At 72.3% G+C, this 12,926-nt stretch carries 17 protein-coding genes and 2 pseudogenes; 13 read left to right on the forward strand and 6 right to left on the reverse strand.

Translation table 11 applies throughout. The annotated features are described in order from the left end of the window. Both PV341_RS38195 and PV341_RS38200 read right to left on the reverse strand, forming a co-directional pair. Positions 1 to 835, reverse strand: an 835-nt coding sequence (locus PV341_RS38195; protein ID WP_500360223.1) for an S-adenosylmethionine:tRNA ribosyltransferase-isomerase, incomplete at its 3' end; no start/stop codon positions are given. After that, the gene (locus PV341_RS38200) at positions 832 to 1,530 is read right to left on the reverse strand and encodes an SDR family oxidoreductase (protein WP_500327390.1); all 699 of its coding nucleotides are present in this window, start codon (positions 1,528 to 1,530) and stop codon (positions 832 to 834) included. The genes PV341_RS38195 and PV341_RS38200, both read right to left, overlap by 4 nt. Before the next feature lie 189 nt (positions 1,531 to 1,719). Between PV341_RS38200 and PV341_RS38205 the strand changes: the two genes are divergently transcribed. The 4 genes from PV341_RS38205 to PV341_RS38220 all read left to right on the forward strand — a co-directional run bounded on the left by PV341_RS38205 (position 1,720) and on the right by PV341_RS38220 (position 4,444). Continuing rightward, positions 1,720 to 2,874: a GAF domain-containing sensor histidine kinase gene (locus tag PV341_RS38205; RefSeq protein WP_500327392.1), complete on the forward strand. Its 1,155-nt coding sequence runs from the start codon at positions 1,720 to 1,722 to the stop codon at positions 2,872 to 2,874. Continuing rightward, positions 2,867 to 3,511 (forward strand): response regulator, encoded by a 645-nt coding sequence (locus PV341_RS38210; RefSeq protein WP_500327393.1) that lies wholly within the window; start codon positions 2,867 to 2,869, stop codon positions 3,509 to 3,511. The genes PV341_RS38205 and PV341_RS38210 overlap by 8 nt, the downstream gene beginning before the upstream one ends. A 199-nt stretch (positions 3,512 to 3,710) precedes the next feature. Next, the gene (locus tag PV341_RS38215) at positions 3,711 to 3,959 is read left to right on the forward strand and encodes a chaplin (RefSeq protein WP_018560570.1); all 249 of its coding nucleotides are present in this window, start codon (positions 3,711 to 3,713) and stop codon (positions 3,957 to 3,959) included. A gap of 245 nt (positions 3,960 to 4,204) precedes the next feature. Then, on the forward strand, positions 4,205 to 4,444 hold the full coding sequence (locus PV341_RS38220) for a chaplin (RefSeq protein WP_499511106.1): 240 nt from the start codon (positions 4,205 to 4,207) through the stop codon (positions 4,442 to 4,444). 62 nt (positions 4,445 to 4,506) lie between these two features. Here PV341_RS38220 and PV341_RS38225 read toward each other — a convergent pair whose 3' ends face one another. After that, positions 4,507 to 5,304 (reverse strand): Rv1486c family protein, encoded by a 798-nt coding sequence (locus PV341_RS38225; RefSeq protein ID WP_500327395.1) that lies wholly within the window; start codon positions 5,302 to 5,304, stop codon positions 4,507 to 4,509. A 114-nt stretch (positions 5,305 to 5,418) separates the two neighbouring features. Here PV341_RS38225 and PV341_RS38230 point away from each other — a divergent pair, with 114 nt between their 5' ends. The 4 genes from PV341_RS38230 (at position 5,419) to PV341_RS38245 (ending at position 8,673) form a co-directional block, all read left to right on the forward strand. After that, on the forward strand, positions 5,419 to 6,210 hold the full coding sequence (locus tag PV341_RS38230) for an ABC transporter ATP-binding protein (RefSeq protein WP_500327396.1): 792 nt from the start codon (positions 5,419 to 5,421) through the stop codon (positions 6,208 to 6,210). A 111-nt stretch (positions 6,211 to 6,321) separates the two neighbouring features. Next, the gene (locus PV341_RS38235) at positions 6,322 to 6,732 is read left to right on the forward strand and encodes an NfeD family protein (RefSeq protein ID WP_499516787.1); all 411 of its coding nucleotides are present in this window, start codon (positions 6,322 to 6,324) and stop codon (positions 6,730 to 6,732) included. Positions 6,733 to 6,860: 128 nt separating this feature from the next. Continuing rightward, positions 6,861 to 7,802, forward strand: coding sequence for an SPFH domain-containing protein (locus PV341_RS38240; protein ID WP_500327398.1), 942 nt, complete (start codon positions 6,861 to 6,863; stop codon positions 7,800 to 7,802). A gap of 103 nt (positions 7,803 to 7,905) precedes the next feature. Then, a complete protein-coding gene (locus PV341_RS38245) occupies positions 7,906 to 8,673 on the forward strand; it encodes a sulfite exporter TauE/SafE family protein (RefSeq protein ID WP_500327400.1) in 768 nt (255 codons plus the stop codon). A gap of 27 nt (positions 8,674 to 8,700) precedes the next feature. On the opposite strand, the gene PV341_RS38250 is transcribed toward PV341_RS38245, so the two are convergent. The 3 genes from PV341_RS38250 to PV341_RS38260 all read right to left on the reverse strand — a co-directional run bounded on the left by PV341_RS38250 (position 8,701) and on the right by PV341_RS38260 (position 10,975). Beyond that, positions 8,701 to 9,204: an HNH endonuclease gene (locus PV341_RS38250; RefSeq protein WP_499511101.1), complete on the reverse strand. Its 504-nt coding sequence runs from the start codon at positions 9,202 to 9,204 to the stop codon at positions 8,701 to 8,703. Between the two features lie 408 nt (positions 9,205 to 9,612). Beyond that, the gene (locus PV341_RS38255) at positions 9,613 to 10,146 is read right to left on the reverse strand and encodes a YbhB/YbcL family Raf kinase inhibitor-like protein (protein ID WP_500327401.1); all 534 of its coding nucleotides are present in this window, start codon (positions 10,144 to 10,146) and stop codon (positions 9,613 to 9,615) included. 46 nt (positions 10,147 to 10,192) lie between these two features. Continuing rightward, the gene (locus PV341_RS38260) at positions 10,193 to 10,975 is read right to left on the reverse strand and encodes a sporulation protein (protein WP_499511099.1); all 783 of its coding nucleotides are present in this window, start codon (positions 10,973 to 10,975) and stop codon (positions 10,193 to 10,195) included. Between the two features lie 84 nt (positions 10,976 to 11,059). Between PV341_RS38260 and PV341_RS38265 the strand changes: the two are divergent. From PV341_RS38265 to PV341_RS38285, 5 genes and pseudogenes are all read left to right on the forward strand, one after another. Further along, a pseudogene (locus PV341_RS38265) lies at positions 11,060 to 11,317 on the forward strand (DNA-3-methyladenine glycosylase); the annotation flags it as partial. A gap of 14 nt (positions 11,318 to 11,331) precedes the next feature. After that, positions 11,332 to 11,943, forward strand: coding sequence for a DNA-3-methyladenine glycosylase (locus PV341_RS38270; RefSeq protein ID WP_500327403.1), 612 nt, complete (start codon positions 11,332 to 11,334; stop codon positions 11,941 to 11,943). A 108-nt stretch (positions 11,944 to 12,051) separates the two neighbouring features. Then, positions 12,052 to 12,276 carry a DUF6228 family protein gene (locus tag PV341_RS38275; protein ID WP_500327405.1) on the forward strand — a complete coding sequence of 75 codons (225 nt, stop codon included), beginning with the start codon at positions 12,052 to 12,054 and terminating at the stop codon, positions 12,274 to 12,276. Then, positions 12,273 to 12,746 carry a hypothetical protein gene (locus PV341_RS38280; protein ID WP_500360225.1) on the forward strand — a complete coding sequence of 158 codons (474 nt, stop codon included), beginning with the start codon at positions 12,273 to 12,275 and terminating at the stop codon, positions 12,744 to 12,746. The genes PV341_RS38275 and PV341_RS38280 overlap by 4 nt, the downstream gene beginning before the upstream one ends. Before the next feature lie 18 nt (positions 12,747 to 12,764). Continuing rightward, a pseudogene (locus tag PV341_RS38285) lies at positions 12,765 to 12,926 on the forward strand (DNA-3-methyladenine glycosylase); the annotation flags it as partial.

The raw sequence follows: 12,926 nt of genomic DNA on the forward strand, positions 1-12,926 counted from the left end.
AGCCGAGGCCGTCGGCCGCCGTCTCCAGGGCGCGCACCGCGGTGGTGCCCACCGCCACCACCCGGCCGCCGCCCGCCCGGGCGGCGTTCACCAGCCAGGCGGTGCTCTCCGGCACCGAGAAGCGCTCCGGGTAGGGCGGCTCGTGCGCCTCGCCCGAGGACACCCCGGTGTGCAGCACCACCGGAGCGATCTGCACGCCCCGGCTCACCAGCGCCGTGACCAGCCCGGCCGTGAAGGGGCGCGCCGCGCTCGGCATCTCCGCCGAGCCGAGGCCGTCGGCCGACGGGACCGAGAACACCGTCTGGTACGCCGCCAGCGGCTGGTCCCGCCGGGTGTACGCGTACCGGATCGGCCGCCCCTGCCGGTGCAGGAACGCCATCGCGTCCGCCACCGACGCCCGCGCCACCCACAGCCGCTCCCCGCAGGGGCTCAGCGGCTCCTGCAGCATCAGCCGCTCACCCTCGGGCAGCGCCACCGCCACCCCCGCCGGGCCGCCCGTCCGCGGCCGGGTCGTGCCCCGTCCGTCGGGCGTGCGCAACTCCACCACCCAGCGCCCGTCGTCCAGCAGCCCCGAGAAGTGCACCACCACCGGGGACTCCCCGAGCGCCGCGTCCACCGCCGCCGGCAGGGTCCGCGAGGTGTTCACCACCAGTACGTCCCCGGCCCGCAGCAGCCCCGGCAGGTCACCGAAGGCGTGGTGCGCGACCTCGCCCCGGGCCCGCCCGCCCACCAGCATCCGCACCCCGTCGCGGCCCGACGCCCCGTCGGCACGCTGCTCCACCGGGACCCGCGCCGCCAGCTCCTCCGGCACCCTCAGCGCGCCCAGCGCGGTCACCGCCCGGCCTCCAGCAGCGCCGGGGCCGTGTAGCGGCCACCGGCCGCGCCCGTGTCGAGCAGCCCGAGCACGGCCGGCACCACCGACTCGGGGGCCGGGCGCCCGTCCGCGTCCGGATCGTCGGGCACCGCCGCCGCGTAGAGCTCGGTCCTCATGTCGCCCGGGTCCAGCCACCACACCCGCAGCTCCGGCTCCTCCACCGCCAGCACCGCCGACAGCTGCTCAAGCGCCGCCTTGCTCGCGCCGTACCCTCCCCACGTGGGGTACGCCTCGACGGCGGCGTCCGAGCTGATGTTGAGCACCGCCCCTCGCCGCCGGCGCAGCAGCGGCAGCCCCTCCTGCACGAGGCCCAGCGCGGCCACCACATTGGTCTCCAGCGCCGCCCGCAACCCCTCCAGCGGCTGCTCGGACAACGGCCGCAGCGGCTCGGCGCCCAGTGCGCTCGCGTTGTTCACCAGCAGGTCGAGCCCGCCGAAATCCCAGGCCGCCGAGACCAGTTCCACCCGGTGCCGCGGGTCGGTGACGTCGCCCGGCAGCGCGGCCACCCGCGTCCGGCCCGCCAGCTCCCCCTCCGCCCGCTTCAGCGCCTCGTCGGACCGCGCGTCGATCACCAGGTCCCAGCCCCGCTCCGCGAGCGCTCCGGCGAGGGCCCGTCCCAGTCCCCGCGACGCTCCCGTGATGATTGCCACCGGCATGACGTGTCCTCCCACCGGCCGCCCGGTCCGTCGCCCGGCGGCTGCCCCCCACCGTAGGAACGGCCCCGTCCCGGCCACCTCGGCCGCCCGCAGCACCGGGGCAGGGAACTTCGCCCTAGGTCCACGGACCGGTGGCGCCCGGTCACCAGGCCGATCCCACCGGCCGCGACCCGCCGGTACGGTGAGGTCATGTCCAGCCGATCGTCCCGACGCGGCATCGAGGCGGTGAGCGCGGCCGTCCTCGCGATGAGCCGGCACCTGGAAGTGCGCGAGGTCCTGCAGACCATCGTCTCGTCCGCCCGCGAACTGCTCGACGCCGAGTACGCGGCGCTGGGCGTGCCGGACGACCACGGCGGCTTCGCCCAGTTCGTCGTGGACGGCGTCAGCGACGAGCAATGGAAGGCGATCGGCCCGCTGCCCCGGCAGCACGGCATCCTCGCCGCGATGCTCCACGAGGCCACCCCGCAGCGCCTGCGGGACGTGAAGGGCGACCCCCGCTTCGGCGGCTGGCCGTCCGCCCACCCCGACATGTCCGACTTCCTCGGCATGCCGGTGGTCGACGGCGACGAGATCCTGGGCGCCCTCTTCCTCGCCAACAAGCGCTGCGCCACCCGCCCGCCGGAGGACGGCCGCGGCTTCACCGAGGAGGACGAGGAGCTGCTGCGCACCCTGGCCGCGCACGCCGCGATCGCCCTCACCAACGCCCGCCTGTACGAGCGCAGCCGCGAGCTGACGCTCGCCGGGGAGCGGGCCCGCATCGCCCACGAACTGCACGACGCCGTCTCGCAGAAGCTGTTCTCGCTGCGGCTGACCGCACAGGCCGCCTCCGCCCTGGTGTCCCGCGACCCGGAGCGCGCCCGCGAGGAGTTGCGGCAGGTCGCCACGCTCGCCGCCGAGGCCGCCGACGAACTGCGCGCGGTCGTGGTGGAGCTGCGCCCCGCCGCCCTGGACGAGGACGGCCTGCTGGCCACCTTGCGCACGCAGGTCGACGTCCTGGACCGGGCGCACTCGTCGCGGATCTCCTTCAGCCACCGCCAGGTCCGCGCCCTGCCCGCCGCCCAGGAGGAAGCGCTGCTGCGGGTCGCCCAGGAGGCCCTGCACAACGCGCTGCGCCACGCGGACGCCGCCTCGGTGACCGTGCGACTGGAGGGCCGGGGCAGGGGAGCGGTGCTCACGGTGCGGGACGACGGGCGGGGCTTCGACCCGTCCGCGGTGCGCCGGGCCGGCCGCCACCTGGGCCTGGTCTCCATGCGGGACCGGGCCGACGGGGTGGGCGGCGGACTGACGGTGGACTCGGCGCCCGGCAGGGGCACCGTGATCGAGATGGAGGTGCCCGGTGGCTGACGGCCCCATTCGCGTCCTGCTGGTCGACGACCACCAGGTGGTCCGGCGCGGCCTGCGGACCTTCCTGGAGGTGCAGCCCGACATCGAGGTGGTGGGCGAGGCCGGGGACGGCGAGGAGGGCGTGCAGCGCGCCGGGGAACTCGCGCCCGACGTGATCCTGATGGACGTCCGGATGCCGGGCGTGGACGGCATCGAGGCCCTGCGCCTGCTGCGCGACAGCGGCAGCAAGGCCCGCGTCCTGGTCGTCACCAGCTTCACCGAGCAGCGCACCGTCGTCCCGGCGCTGCGCGCGGGCGCGGCCGGCTACGTCTACAAGGACGTGGACCCGGACGCGCTGGCCGGCGCCATCCGCTCGGTCCACGCCGGCCACGTGCTGCTGCAGTCGGAGGTCGCCGACGCCCTGCTCTCCCAGGAGGACACCGGTCCCGGTCAGGGCCGCGGGGGCACCCTCACCGACCGGGAGCGCGAGGTGCTGTCGTTGATCGCGGAGGGCCGCTCCAACCGGGAGATCGCCCGCGCCCTGGTGCTGTCGGAGAAGACCGTCAAGACCCACGTGTCGAACATCCTGATGAAGCTGGACCTCTCCGACCGCACCCAGGCCGCCCTGTGGGCGGTGCGGCACGGGATCGGCGGCTGATCCGGCGCACCCGAGGGGCGTCCGACGCCACGGAAGCCGGGGCACGTAGCGGTAGGACAAGCGGATCGTCGCCATCCGGAGTGAGATTCATACCGTCGGGTGTATGTCCCCCGGATGGCGCAACCTGGCCGGGCGTGGGCCGTTCTCCATGGCGTGCTGCGGCGCCTGCCGCGGCACCCATGCAAGGAGGGTCAAGAACGTGAAGAACCTGCACAAGGCCGCCGCCGTTGCCATGGTCGCCGGGAGCCTCGCCATGGTCGGCGCGGGTGCCGCCTCCGCCCACAGCGGTGGCGCCCAGGCCCACGGTGGCGCGAAGAACAGCCCCGGCGTGGTCTCCGGCAACGTGATCCAGGTGCCGGTGCACGTTCCGGTGAACGTCTGCGGCAACACCATCAGCGTCATCGGTCTGCTCAACCCGGCCATCGGGAACGTCTGCGTCAACCGCTGACCCAGGACGTCAACCCCACGGCACGGCCGTGACCACCGGCCCCGGAGCGCTCCGCCGCCCCGGGGCCGGTCCGTTGGTGCGGCTCACGGCGTCCGCGCGTACGCCGCGCGCACACGCCGGTGCGACACGCAGATTCCGCCGTACGGAGGTTTCCGGTGCCCTCCCCGTGTCAACGCCCCGGGCTCCGCGTTCCTCACAGTGCGGCTCCTCGAACCGGGCCGTGCCATCACAGGAGGAACAGTTTCATGAACAGCGCCAAGAAGGCCGCCCTGATCATCGCCGCCGCCGGTGCGGCCGCCGCCGGTTCGGCCGGTACCGCGCTCGCCGAATCCCACGCGGGTGCCGTGGCCGCCGGCTCGCCCGGTGTGCTCTCCGGCAACGTGATCCAGGTTCCGGTGAACATCCCGATCAACCTCTGCGGCAACACCATCGACGCGGTCGGCATCCTGAACCCCGCGATCGGCAACGTCTGCTTCAACCACTGACGTGCCCTGAAGGCCCCGCGGACAGCGTCGTCCGCGGGGCCTTCCACCGTTCCCGGCCGGCCTCAGCCCCGGCGCCGCTCGGCCTCCTCGACGTACGCGTTGTACGCCGCCACCTGCGCCCGCCGCGCCGTACGCTCCACCGGCCGCAGCAGCTCCGCGCGGGCGGCGATCTCCGAGGCGCTGACGGCCGCCCCGTGCCCGGACCGGGCCCCGGTCGCGATCCCGACCAGCGTGCCCACCCGCTGGGCCAGTTCCAGCACCCGTACCGCCCGCGGCGGATACCCCGGCGCGAGCACCTCGCGGCCGCGCGCCGCCCGCGCCCGGTACGCCTCCAGAGCCGCCTGTGCCGCCGGGCCCGCGCCGGCCACGTCCAGCCGCGCCAGCGCCTCCGTGGCGTCCCGCAGCGCCTCCGCGAGCTCCCGTTCCGCCTCGCCCAGCGAGGGCACGTCCGCCGGCGGAGCGTCCCGCACCTGCAGGCACTGCCACTCGACCGACACGTGCACGTCGCCCTGCGGGCCCGCCTCCGTGACCTCCGGCACCAGGCCGATGGCCGGTCCGCCGACGGTGATGACCGCTTCGCCCGCCGCCAGCGCCCGCGCGTTGAACTCCGGCGGCCCGCTGAGCCCGAGCGGGTGCCCGGGCACCGGGAGCGCTATCCGCAGCCCGGACACGCCGAGCGCGCGCAGCCGCCCCAGCCCCAGCGTCAGCCCCACCGGGCCGGCCTCCCCGGGGAGGCCCGAGATCCGGTGGACCGAATCGTCGGCGATCACTTCCTGAGCGGCGTCATCCGGCGCGGCAAGTCCGGCAATCAGGGCATTTCCCCAAGCCGCCAGCCGTCCTGAGCGAGGTTCGTCGAGCATCCCCCCAGCCTAAGGACTGGGGCGGCCCGGGCGTGGCGTAGATTTCCTGGGGGCGGCGCCTACAGGTGCTCGCAACGGCAGACATGCGATCGGGAAGTGGGAGACAACACGCTCATGAGCGATGTTCTGGAGCTGGTGGACGTATCCGTGGTCCGAGACGGCCGGGCTCTGGTGGACCAGGTCTCCTGGTCGGTCGCCGAGGGCGAGCGCTGGGTCATCCTCGGTCCCAACGGCGCCGGCAAGACGACCCTGCTGAACATCGCCTCCAGCTACCTCTTCCCGACCTCCGGCACCGTCCAGATCCTCGGCGAGAAGATGGGCGGCGTCGACGTCTTCGAACTGCGCCCCCGCATCGGCATCGCGGGCGTCGCCCTGGCCGAGAAGCTGCCGCGCAGGCAGACCGTCCTGGAGACCGTGCTCACCGCCGCGTACGGCATGACCGCGCACTGGCAGGAGAGCTACGAGCAGGTCGACGAGGACCGCGCCCGCGCCTTCCTGGACCGGCTCGGCATGAGCGACTACCTCGACCGCAAGTTCGGCACCCTCTCCGAGGGCGAGCGCAAGCGCACCCTCATCGCGCGCGCCATGATGACCGACCCCGAGCTCCTGCTGCTCGACGAGCCCGCCGCCGGCCTCGACCTCGGCGGCCGCGAGGACCTCGTCCGCCGTCTCGGCCGGCTCGCCCGCGACCCGATCGCGCCCTCCATGGTCATGGTCACCCACCACGTCGAGGAGATCGCCCCGGGCTTCACCCACGTCCTGATGATCCGTCAGGGCAAGGTCGTCGCCGCCGGTCCCATGGAGACCGAACTCAGCTCCCGCAACCTCTCCCTGTGCTTCGGCCTCCCGCTCGTCGTCGAGCGCCGCGGCGACCGCTGGACGGCCAACGGGCTGCCCCTGAAGTGACCCCCTGAGGCCCCCCGCGCACGAAGCCCCGCGCCGAAAGCCTTTGGGAGAGCCGTCGCACCCTGTCACAGATCCACTGCGGACCCCTACGATGGGCCTGTGGACGACTGGTTGTGGTGGCTGATCGCCGCCGTGGGGCTGGGTATTCCGCTCGTGGTGACCGCGATGCCCGAGTTCGGGATGTTCGCGGTCGGAGCCGTCGCCGCCGCGATCGCGGCAGGCCTCGGCCTGGGTATCACTCCGCAGGTACTGATCTTCGTCATCGTCTCGGTCGCGGGCATCGCCGTCGTACGCCCGCTGGCCAACCGGAGCCGCTCGCAACGCCCGGAGCTGCGCAGCGGCATCGACGCGCTCAAGGGCCGCCAGGCCGTCGTCCTGGAACGGGTCGACGGGCACGGCGGCCGGATCAAGCTCAACGGGGAGGTCTGGTCGGCCCGTTCCCTCGAGACGGGACGGGCCTTCGAGCCCGGTGAGAGCGTGGACGTCGTCGAGATCGAGGGCGCGACGGCCGTCGTGATGTGATCCTGCCCGCCCCCGCACCCCGAGACGGCACGGGAATTCGCCGAACCCGGCCCGCCTCCCCGCGGGGTCTGCCAGACTTGATCATGTCTTCGTACAGGTAGCCACAGGCAATCGGCGTGGGAGTGGACGTGCAGCCGATCATCATCGTCCTGATCATCCTGGTGGTGCTCGTCTTCATCGCGCTCATCAAGACGGTCCAGGTCATCCCGCAGGCCAGCGCGGCGATCGTCGAACGCTTCGGTCGCTACACCAGGACCCTGAGCGCGGGCCTCAACATCGTGGTGCCGTTCATCGACACCATCCGCAACCGCATCGACCTGCGCGAGCAGGTCGTGCCGTTCCCGCCGCAGCCGGTGATCACCCAGGACAACCTGGTCGTCAACATCGACACGGTCATCTACTACCAGGTCACCGACGCGCGGGCGGCCACCTACGAGGTCGCCAGCTACATCCAGGCGATCGAGCAGCTCACCGTCACCACGCTCCGCAACATCATCGGCGGCATGGACCTGGAGCGGACCCTGACCTCCCGCGAGGAGATCAACGCTGCACTGCGCGGCGTCCTCGACGAGGCCACCGGCAAGTGGGGCATCCGCGTCAACCGCGTCGAACTCAAGGCCATCGAGCCGCCCACCTCCATCCAGGACTCGATGGAGAAGCAGATGCGCGCCGACCGCGACAAGCGCGCCGCCATCCTCACCGCCGAGGGCATCCGGCAGTCCCAGATCCTCACCGCCGAGGGCGAGAAGCAGTCCGCGATCCTGCGCGCCGAGGGCGAGGCCAAGGCCGCCGCCCTCAAGGCCGAGGGCGAGGCCCAGGCCATCCGCACGGTCTTCGAGTCCATCCACGAGGGCGACCCCGACCAGAAGCTCCTCGCCTACCAGTACCTGCAGATGCTCCCCAAGATCGCCGAGGGCGAGTCCAACAAGCTCTGGATCATCCCCAGCGAACTCAACGACGCCCTCAAGGGCCTCGGCGGCATCGTCAACCTCCCCGGCGCCCCCGGCAGCGGCCCGGGCAACGGCGAGGGCGGCACCCGTCGCGAGACCCCCCGGCTCGACAAGGACTGAGCAGTGCGGCCGCCGCCGCGAACGCGTATGACATGATCCGTGCGCTCCGGCTCCCCCCGGTCCCGTCGGGGGGAGGGGAGCCGCACCGACCATGGAGACGCCTATGACCTACTGGGAAGCCCTGGCCGTGTTCGCGGCCGGAATCGGGGCCGGCACCATCAACACCGTCGTCGGCTCCGGCACGCTCATCACCTTCCCCGTCCTGCTCGCCGTCGGCCTGCCGCCCGTCACCGCCAACGTGTCCAACACCCTCGGCCTCGTCCCCGGTTCCCTCAGCGGTGCCATCGGCTACCGGCGCGAACTCGCCGGACAGCGCGACCGCCTGCTGCGGCTCGGCGCCGCCGCCCTCGTCGGCGGACTCACCGGGGCCGTCCTGCTGCTGGCGCTGCCCTCCCAGGCCTTCGACACCATCGTGCCCATCCTGATCGCGGTGGCCCTCGTCCTCGTCGTCGTCCAGCCCCGGCTCTCCCGCGTGCTCCAGGCCCGCCGGGCCGGCAACGGCACGCACGCCCCCGAGCACGGCGGCCCGCTCCTCCTCGGCGGCCTCCTCCTCGCCAGCATGTACGGCGGCTACTTCGGCGCCGCCCAGGGAGTCATCTACCTCTCCCTGATGGGCGTCCTCCTCGAGGAGTCCTGGCAGCGGATCAACGCCGTGAAGAACGTCCTCGCGCTGATCGTCAACGGCGTCGCCGCGGCGTTCTTCCTCTTCGTCGCCGACTTCGACTGGACCGCCGTCGCGCTCATCGCCGTCGGGGCGGCGCTCGGCGGCGTCCTCGGCGCCCGCATCGGCCGCCGCCTGCCGCCCGTCGCCCTGCGCGGCGTCATCGTCGTCGTGGGCCTCGTGGCGATCGCCCAGCTCCTGCTGAAGTAGCCGGGCGACCGCCTCGGGGCTCAGGACTCAGGCCGGCAGCGCGAGCCAGCCGGGGGCGTCCTCACGGTCCTTCAGACCCAGGGCCAGCAGCAGCGCGTCCGCCGGGGTCGGCTCGAACGGCTGGGTCAGCAGCCGCATCCCCGCCTGCTCCGGCGTACGGTCCGCCTTGCGGTGGTTGTCCTCCGCGCACGACGCCACGGTGTTCAGCCAGGTGTCCCCACCACCGCGCGACCGCGGCTGCACGTGGTCCACGGTCGTCGCCCTCCGGCCGCAGTACGCGCACCGGTGCCGGTCCCTGACCAGCACACCCCGCCGCGACCACGCCGCCCGTTGTCGGAAGGGCACCCTCACGTACCTGCAGAGCCTGATCACCTGCGGTACGGGTACCTCCACCGCCGCCGCGCGGATCCGCAGCCCGGGATGAGCCTGCTCGACCACGGCCTTGTCCTGCATGACCAGCACCACCGCACGCCGCAGCGACACGGTCGACAGCGGCTCGAAGCTCGCGTTCAGCACCAGCGTCTCACGCACGTCGCCCACCCCTCGGGTCCATCCCCGCCCCGCGGCGAGGTGGCTCCACTGTGACCGGGCTATACCCGCGCGGACAACGCAATTTCCGCACGTGAAAGCGAACAGGAGGAAACGGGGAACGAAACGGCGGCCCCGGCCGCCGGCCACTCCGGGCGCCCGCCCCCGTGGGGTCCGGGGCGCCCGGAGCGCGGCGATCGGCGTGGACGCCCGGGCGCATGACCGGGCTCCGGCGGACGGCAGGCAGGTCGCGCGGCGAGAGCCGCACAGCGCAACGCCCCGCCGCCCCCGCCACTGCGGTGCCGACCCCCGGTGACGGTCAGGTCACCAGGCAGACACCACAGTGCGATGCGGGAGCGCCGGGGCGCAACGGAATTTGGGACCCCCGGCCCTCGGCCGGGGGCGCCACGACTACTGCGGGTTCTCGTACTCGCCGATCAGGTTGGCGCGCGCGATCGCGTGGAACCGCAGGTTGAAGCCGACGACGGCGGGAGACACGTCCCCGTCCGGCCCCAGCTTCTCCTGGTCCACCGCGTATACGGTGAACACGTAACGGTGCGGTCCGTCCCCGGGCGGCGGCGCGGCGCCGCCGAAGTCCTTGCTCCCGTAGTCGTTGCGCACGTGCACCGCACCCTCGGGCAGCCCCTTGAAGCCGTCACTGCCGGCACCCGCGGGCAGCTCCGTCACCGACACCGGGATGTCGAAGAGCACCCAGTGCCAGAAACCGCTGCCCGTGGGCGCGTCGGGGTCGTAGCACGTGACGGCGAAGCTCCCGGTCCCCTCGGGGAACCCCTCCCACCGCAGGTGTGGCGAGACGTTGCCCTTGGCGTAGACCTGGGAGTCCTTCAGCGTGCCGCCCGGCTCGATGTCGTCGCTCACCACCGTGAACGACGGCACCTGGGGATGGAAATCGTGGGGGAGCGGCCGCCGCTTCTGCTCGGTCACCTCGGTACCTCCTGCTGATCGCGAAACGCGCTTCCGCCCGCCGATCCTAGAACCAGTTGCGCTTCCCGCCGACCTCGGCCAGCCACTGGTTGAGGTAACCCGCCCAGTCGGTCGCGTGGAAGTTGTTCAGGTCCACGGTGAAGGAGCGGAAGGCGTCGCTGCCCTCGCTGAACAGGCCCGGCTTCTTGTCCATCTCCAGGATGACGTCCATCTCGTGGCCGTCGGCGACGAAGCTCAGCTCCACCTGGTTCAGCCCGCGGTACTGCTGCGGCGCGAAGAACTCGATCTCCTGGTAGAACGGCAGCCGCTGCCGCGTGCCGCGGATGTGGCCGCGCTCCAGGTCCGCGTTCTTGAAGCCGAAGCCCAGCTGGCCGAACGCGTCGAGGATCGCCTGCTGCGCCGGCACCGGGTGCACGTTGATCGGGTCGAGGTCACCGGAGTCCACCGCACGGGCGATCGCCAGCTCCGTCGTCACCCCGACGTTCATCCCGGTCAGGTGACGCCCCAGGAAGGTCGTGATCGGGGTCTCCCACGGGATCTCCAGCCCGAACGGCACCACGTGCACCGCACCCGGCTGCACCTCGAACGCCCCGCCCAGCTGCTGCCGGTGGAACTCGACGTCCTGCTTGTACTCCGCGTCCTGGCCCTCGACCTCGACGCGGGCCTGCAGGCCCACCGACAGTCCCTCGATCCGCTGCGGCACCGAGCCGCCCTGGATCCGCACCTCGCCCTGGACGACCCCGCCCGGGACGACGTTCGGCTCGTTGAGCACCGTCTCGACCGACGCGCCACCGGCGCCCAAGCTCGCAAGCAGCTTCTTGAAGCCCACGATGTCCCTCTCCCTTGACTGGCGGTTGCCTCGGTCATTACGAACGCGGCCCCACCCCGAACGGTTCCATTACTCTCGTACCGCATGATCCCCCCTCCTGAAAGCACCCCGCTCCCCAGGTCCTTCTTCGACCGGCCGGTGCTGGAGGTGGCCCCCGACCTCCTGGGGCGGACCCTCGTACGCAGGACGGACGATGGCCCCGTGGCGCTCCGGCTGACCGAGGTCGGGGCCTACGCCGGCCCCGTCGACCCGGGCTCCCACGCCTACCGCGGGCGCACCGACCGCAACGCGGTCATGTTCGGCCCCCCAGGGCACGCGTACGTCTACTTCACCTACGGCATGTCAAGGCGGTCAGCATGAACGTCATGGATCTTGCTCACCCCGCTGAAGAAGTCGCCCCCAAGCTGCTCGGTGCCATCTTCACCCACGAGACCCCCGAGGGAACCGTGAGCATCACCATCACGGAGACCGAGGCGTACTCCGGTTCGGCCGACCCTGCCTCCCACGCCTACAGAGGCAGGACACCCCGAAATGCCGTCATGTTCGGACGTGCGGGACACCTGTACGTCTACCGGTCTCACGGACTCCACTGGTGCGCCAACGTCGTCACCGGGGCAGACGGCATCGCTACAGCCGTCCTCATCCGGGCAGGCAGGGTCATCGCAGGGGAAGACCTGGCCCGCGAGCGGCGAGGGGGCAAGGTCGAGAGTCCACGTCTCGCGCGAGGCCCGGGGAACTTCTGCCAGGCGCTCGGCATCACGGCAGAGCACAACGGCACAGACCTACTGACAGGCGCCACGGTCGCGCTGTCCGAGGGCGAGCCGGTACCCGCCGCACTCATCCGGGTTGGTCCTCGGGTAGGCGTGAGCAAAGCCCACGACTGGCAGCACCGCTTCTACCTCGCGGGGGATCCAACGGTCTCGGCGTACCGACTGAGCCCGAGAGCCAAGCCGTCCGCCGGAGCCTGAGCCGCTGTGCGCCTCGCTCGCGGTTCGCCGATGGGTCGGCGCGGAGTTGGGCCCGAAGATGTGTCACCGCTCGCCAGCGTGGCGCCTGGCGCGTTCCTTGCCGGCCGAGTGACTTGGGACGGCGAACGGAGCTGGCAGACCACCGACCGAGACCTGACGGTGTCGGCCGTCTTCCGATCCGGCGGCTACGTCGGGCTGACCTGGGCCTTGCGGCCGTGGCCACAGGCCGCTGGCGGCTGGGGCGCCTCGGTGACCACCTGGCTCGAGGCCGGCGAGCAGATGACTTCCCTGGCGGCCGACGTCCGGAACTTCCTCACCGGGGAGCAGTCGTGACATCCGGCATGCGCCTCACCTGGACGCTGGCGGGATCCGGGTGGGCCGACTGCACCCTTGAAGATCACCAGACGAAAGTCGAGCTCACCGCGTCCTACATCAGCAATGCGCCCGAGGAACTCCTGACTGGCGTGGCCCGGCTCGTCGCCGGTGAGACAGAGACCCGTGCCCAGTTCGAGGCCGAGCCGACCGCCTACCGGTGGATCTTCTACCGCGAAGGCAAGGACACGTGGGTCCGCGTGCTCGAACTGCGCGACGGCAGCGACCACGACAACAAGGGAACCGAGATCTGGTCGAGTCAGCTCGGCATCCACCAGCTCGCCCGCGCCGTGATCCTCTGCTTCGAGGAGGTCGCACAGACCTACGGCGAGAGTGGCTACCGGGGCAAGTGGGGTGAGCACTTCCCCCGAACCGAACTCGAAGCCCTCAGACGTCTCTGGCGCACTCACCGGCACCCCCAAGACACGTAGTCCAGGGACAGCGCACACCGCGGCGGCGACGTCATCGAGGGTGCCGAACTCGCCCGCGGGCGCCGGGTCACCTCACGACGCCCCCACGACCTAGCCCAGGGCCCCGCCCGCCTCGCCACCGCCCTCGACATCGACCGCGCCCTCAACGGTGCCGACGTCTGCCCCGACGACCCCGCCCCC

The organism is Streptomyces sp. PA03-1a (assembly GCF_033792805.1).
Taxonomy (GTDB): Bacteria; Actinomycetota; Actinomycetes; order Streptomycetales; family Streptomycetaceae; genus Actinacidiphila.

What these genes read in the sequence shown, in the direction of transcription:
- PV341_RS38245 (WP_500327400.1), top strand. Translation starts at nt 7,906, where the DNA reads ATGACCTACTGGGAAGCCCTGGCCGTGTTCGCGGCCGGAATCGGGGCC.
- PV341_RS38200 (WP_500327390.1), bottom strand. Translation starts at nt 1,530, where the DNA reads ATGCCGGTGGCAATCATCACGGGAGCGTCGCGGGGACTGGGACGGGCC.
- PV341_RS38230 (WP_500327396.1), top strand. Translation starts at nt 5,419, where the DNA reads ATGAGCGATGTTCTGGAGCTGGTGGACGTATCCGTGGTCCGAGACGGC.
- PV341_RS38225 (WP_500327395.1), bottom strand. Translation starts at nt 5,304, where the DNA reads ATGCTCGACGAACCTCGCTCAGGACGGCTGGCGGCTTGGGGAAATGCC.
- PV341_RS38270 (WP_500327403.1), top strand. Translation starts at nt 11,332, where the DNA reads ATGAACGTCATGGATCTTGCTCACCCCGCTGAAGAAGTCGCCCCCAAG.
- PV341_RS38220 (WP_499511106.1), top strand. Translation starts at nt 4,205, where the DNA reads ATGAACAGCGCCAAGAAGGCCGCCCTGATCATCGCCGCCGCCGGTGCG.
- PV341_RS38205 (WP_500327392.1), top strand. Translation starts at nt 1,720, where the DNA reads ATGTCCAGCCGATCGTCCCGACGCGGCATCGAGGCGGTGAGCGCGGCC.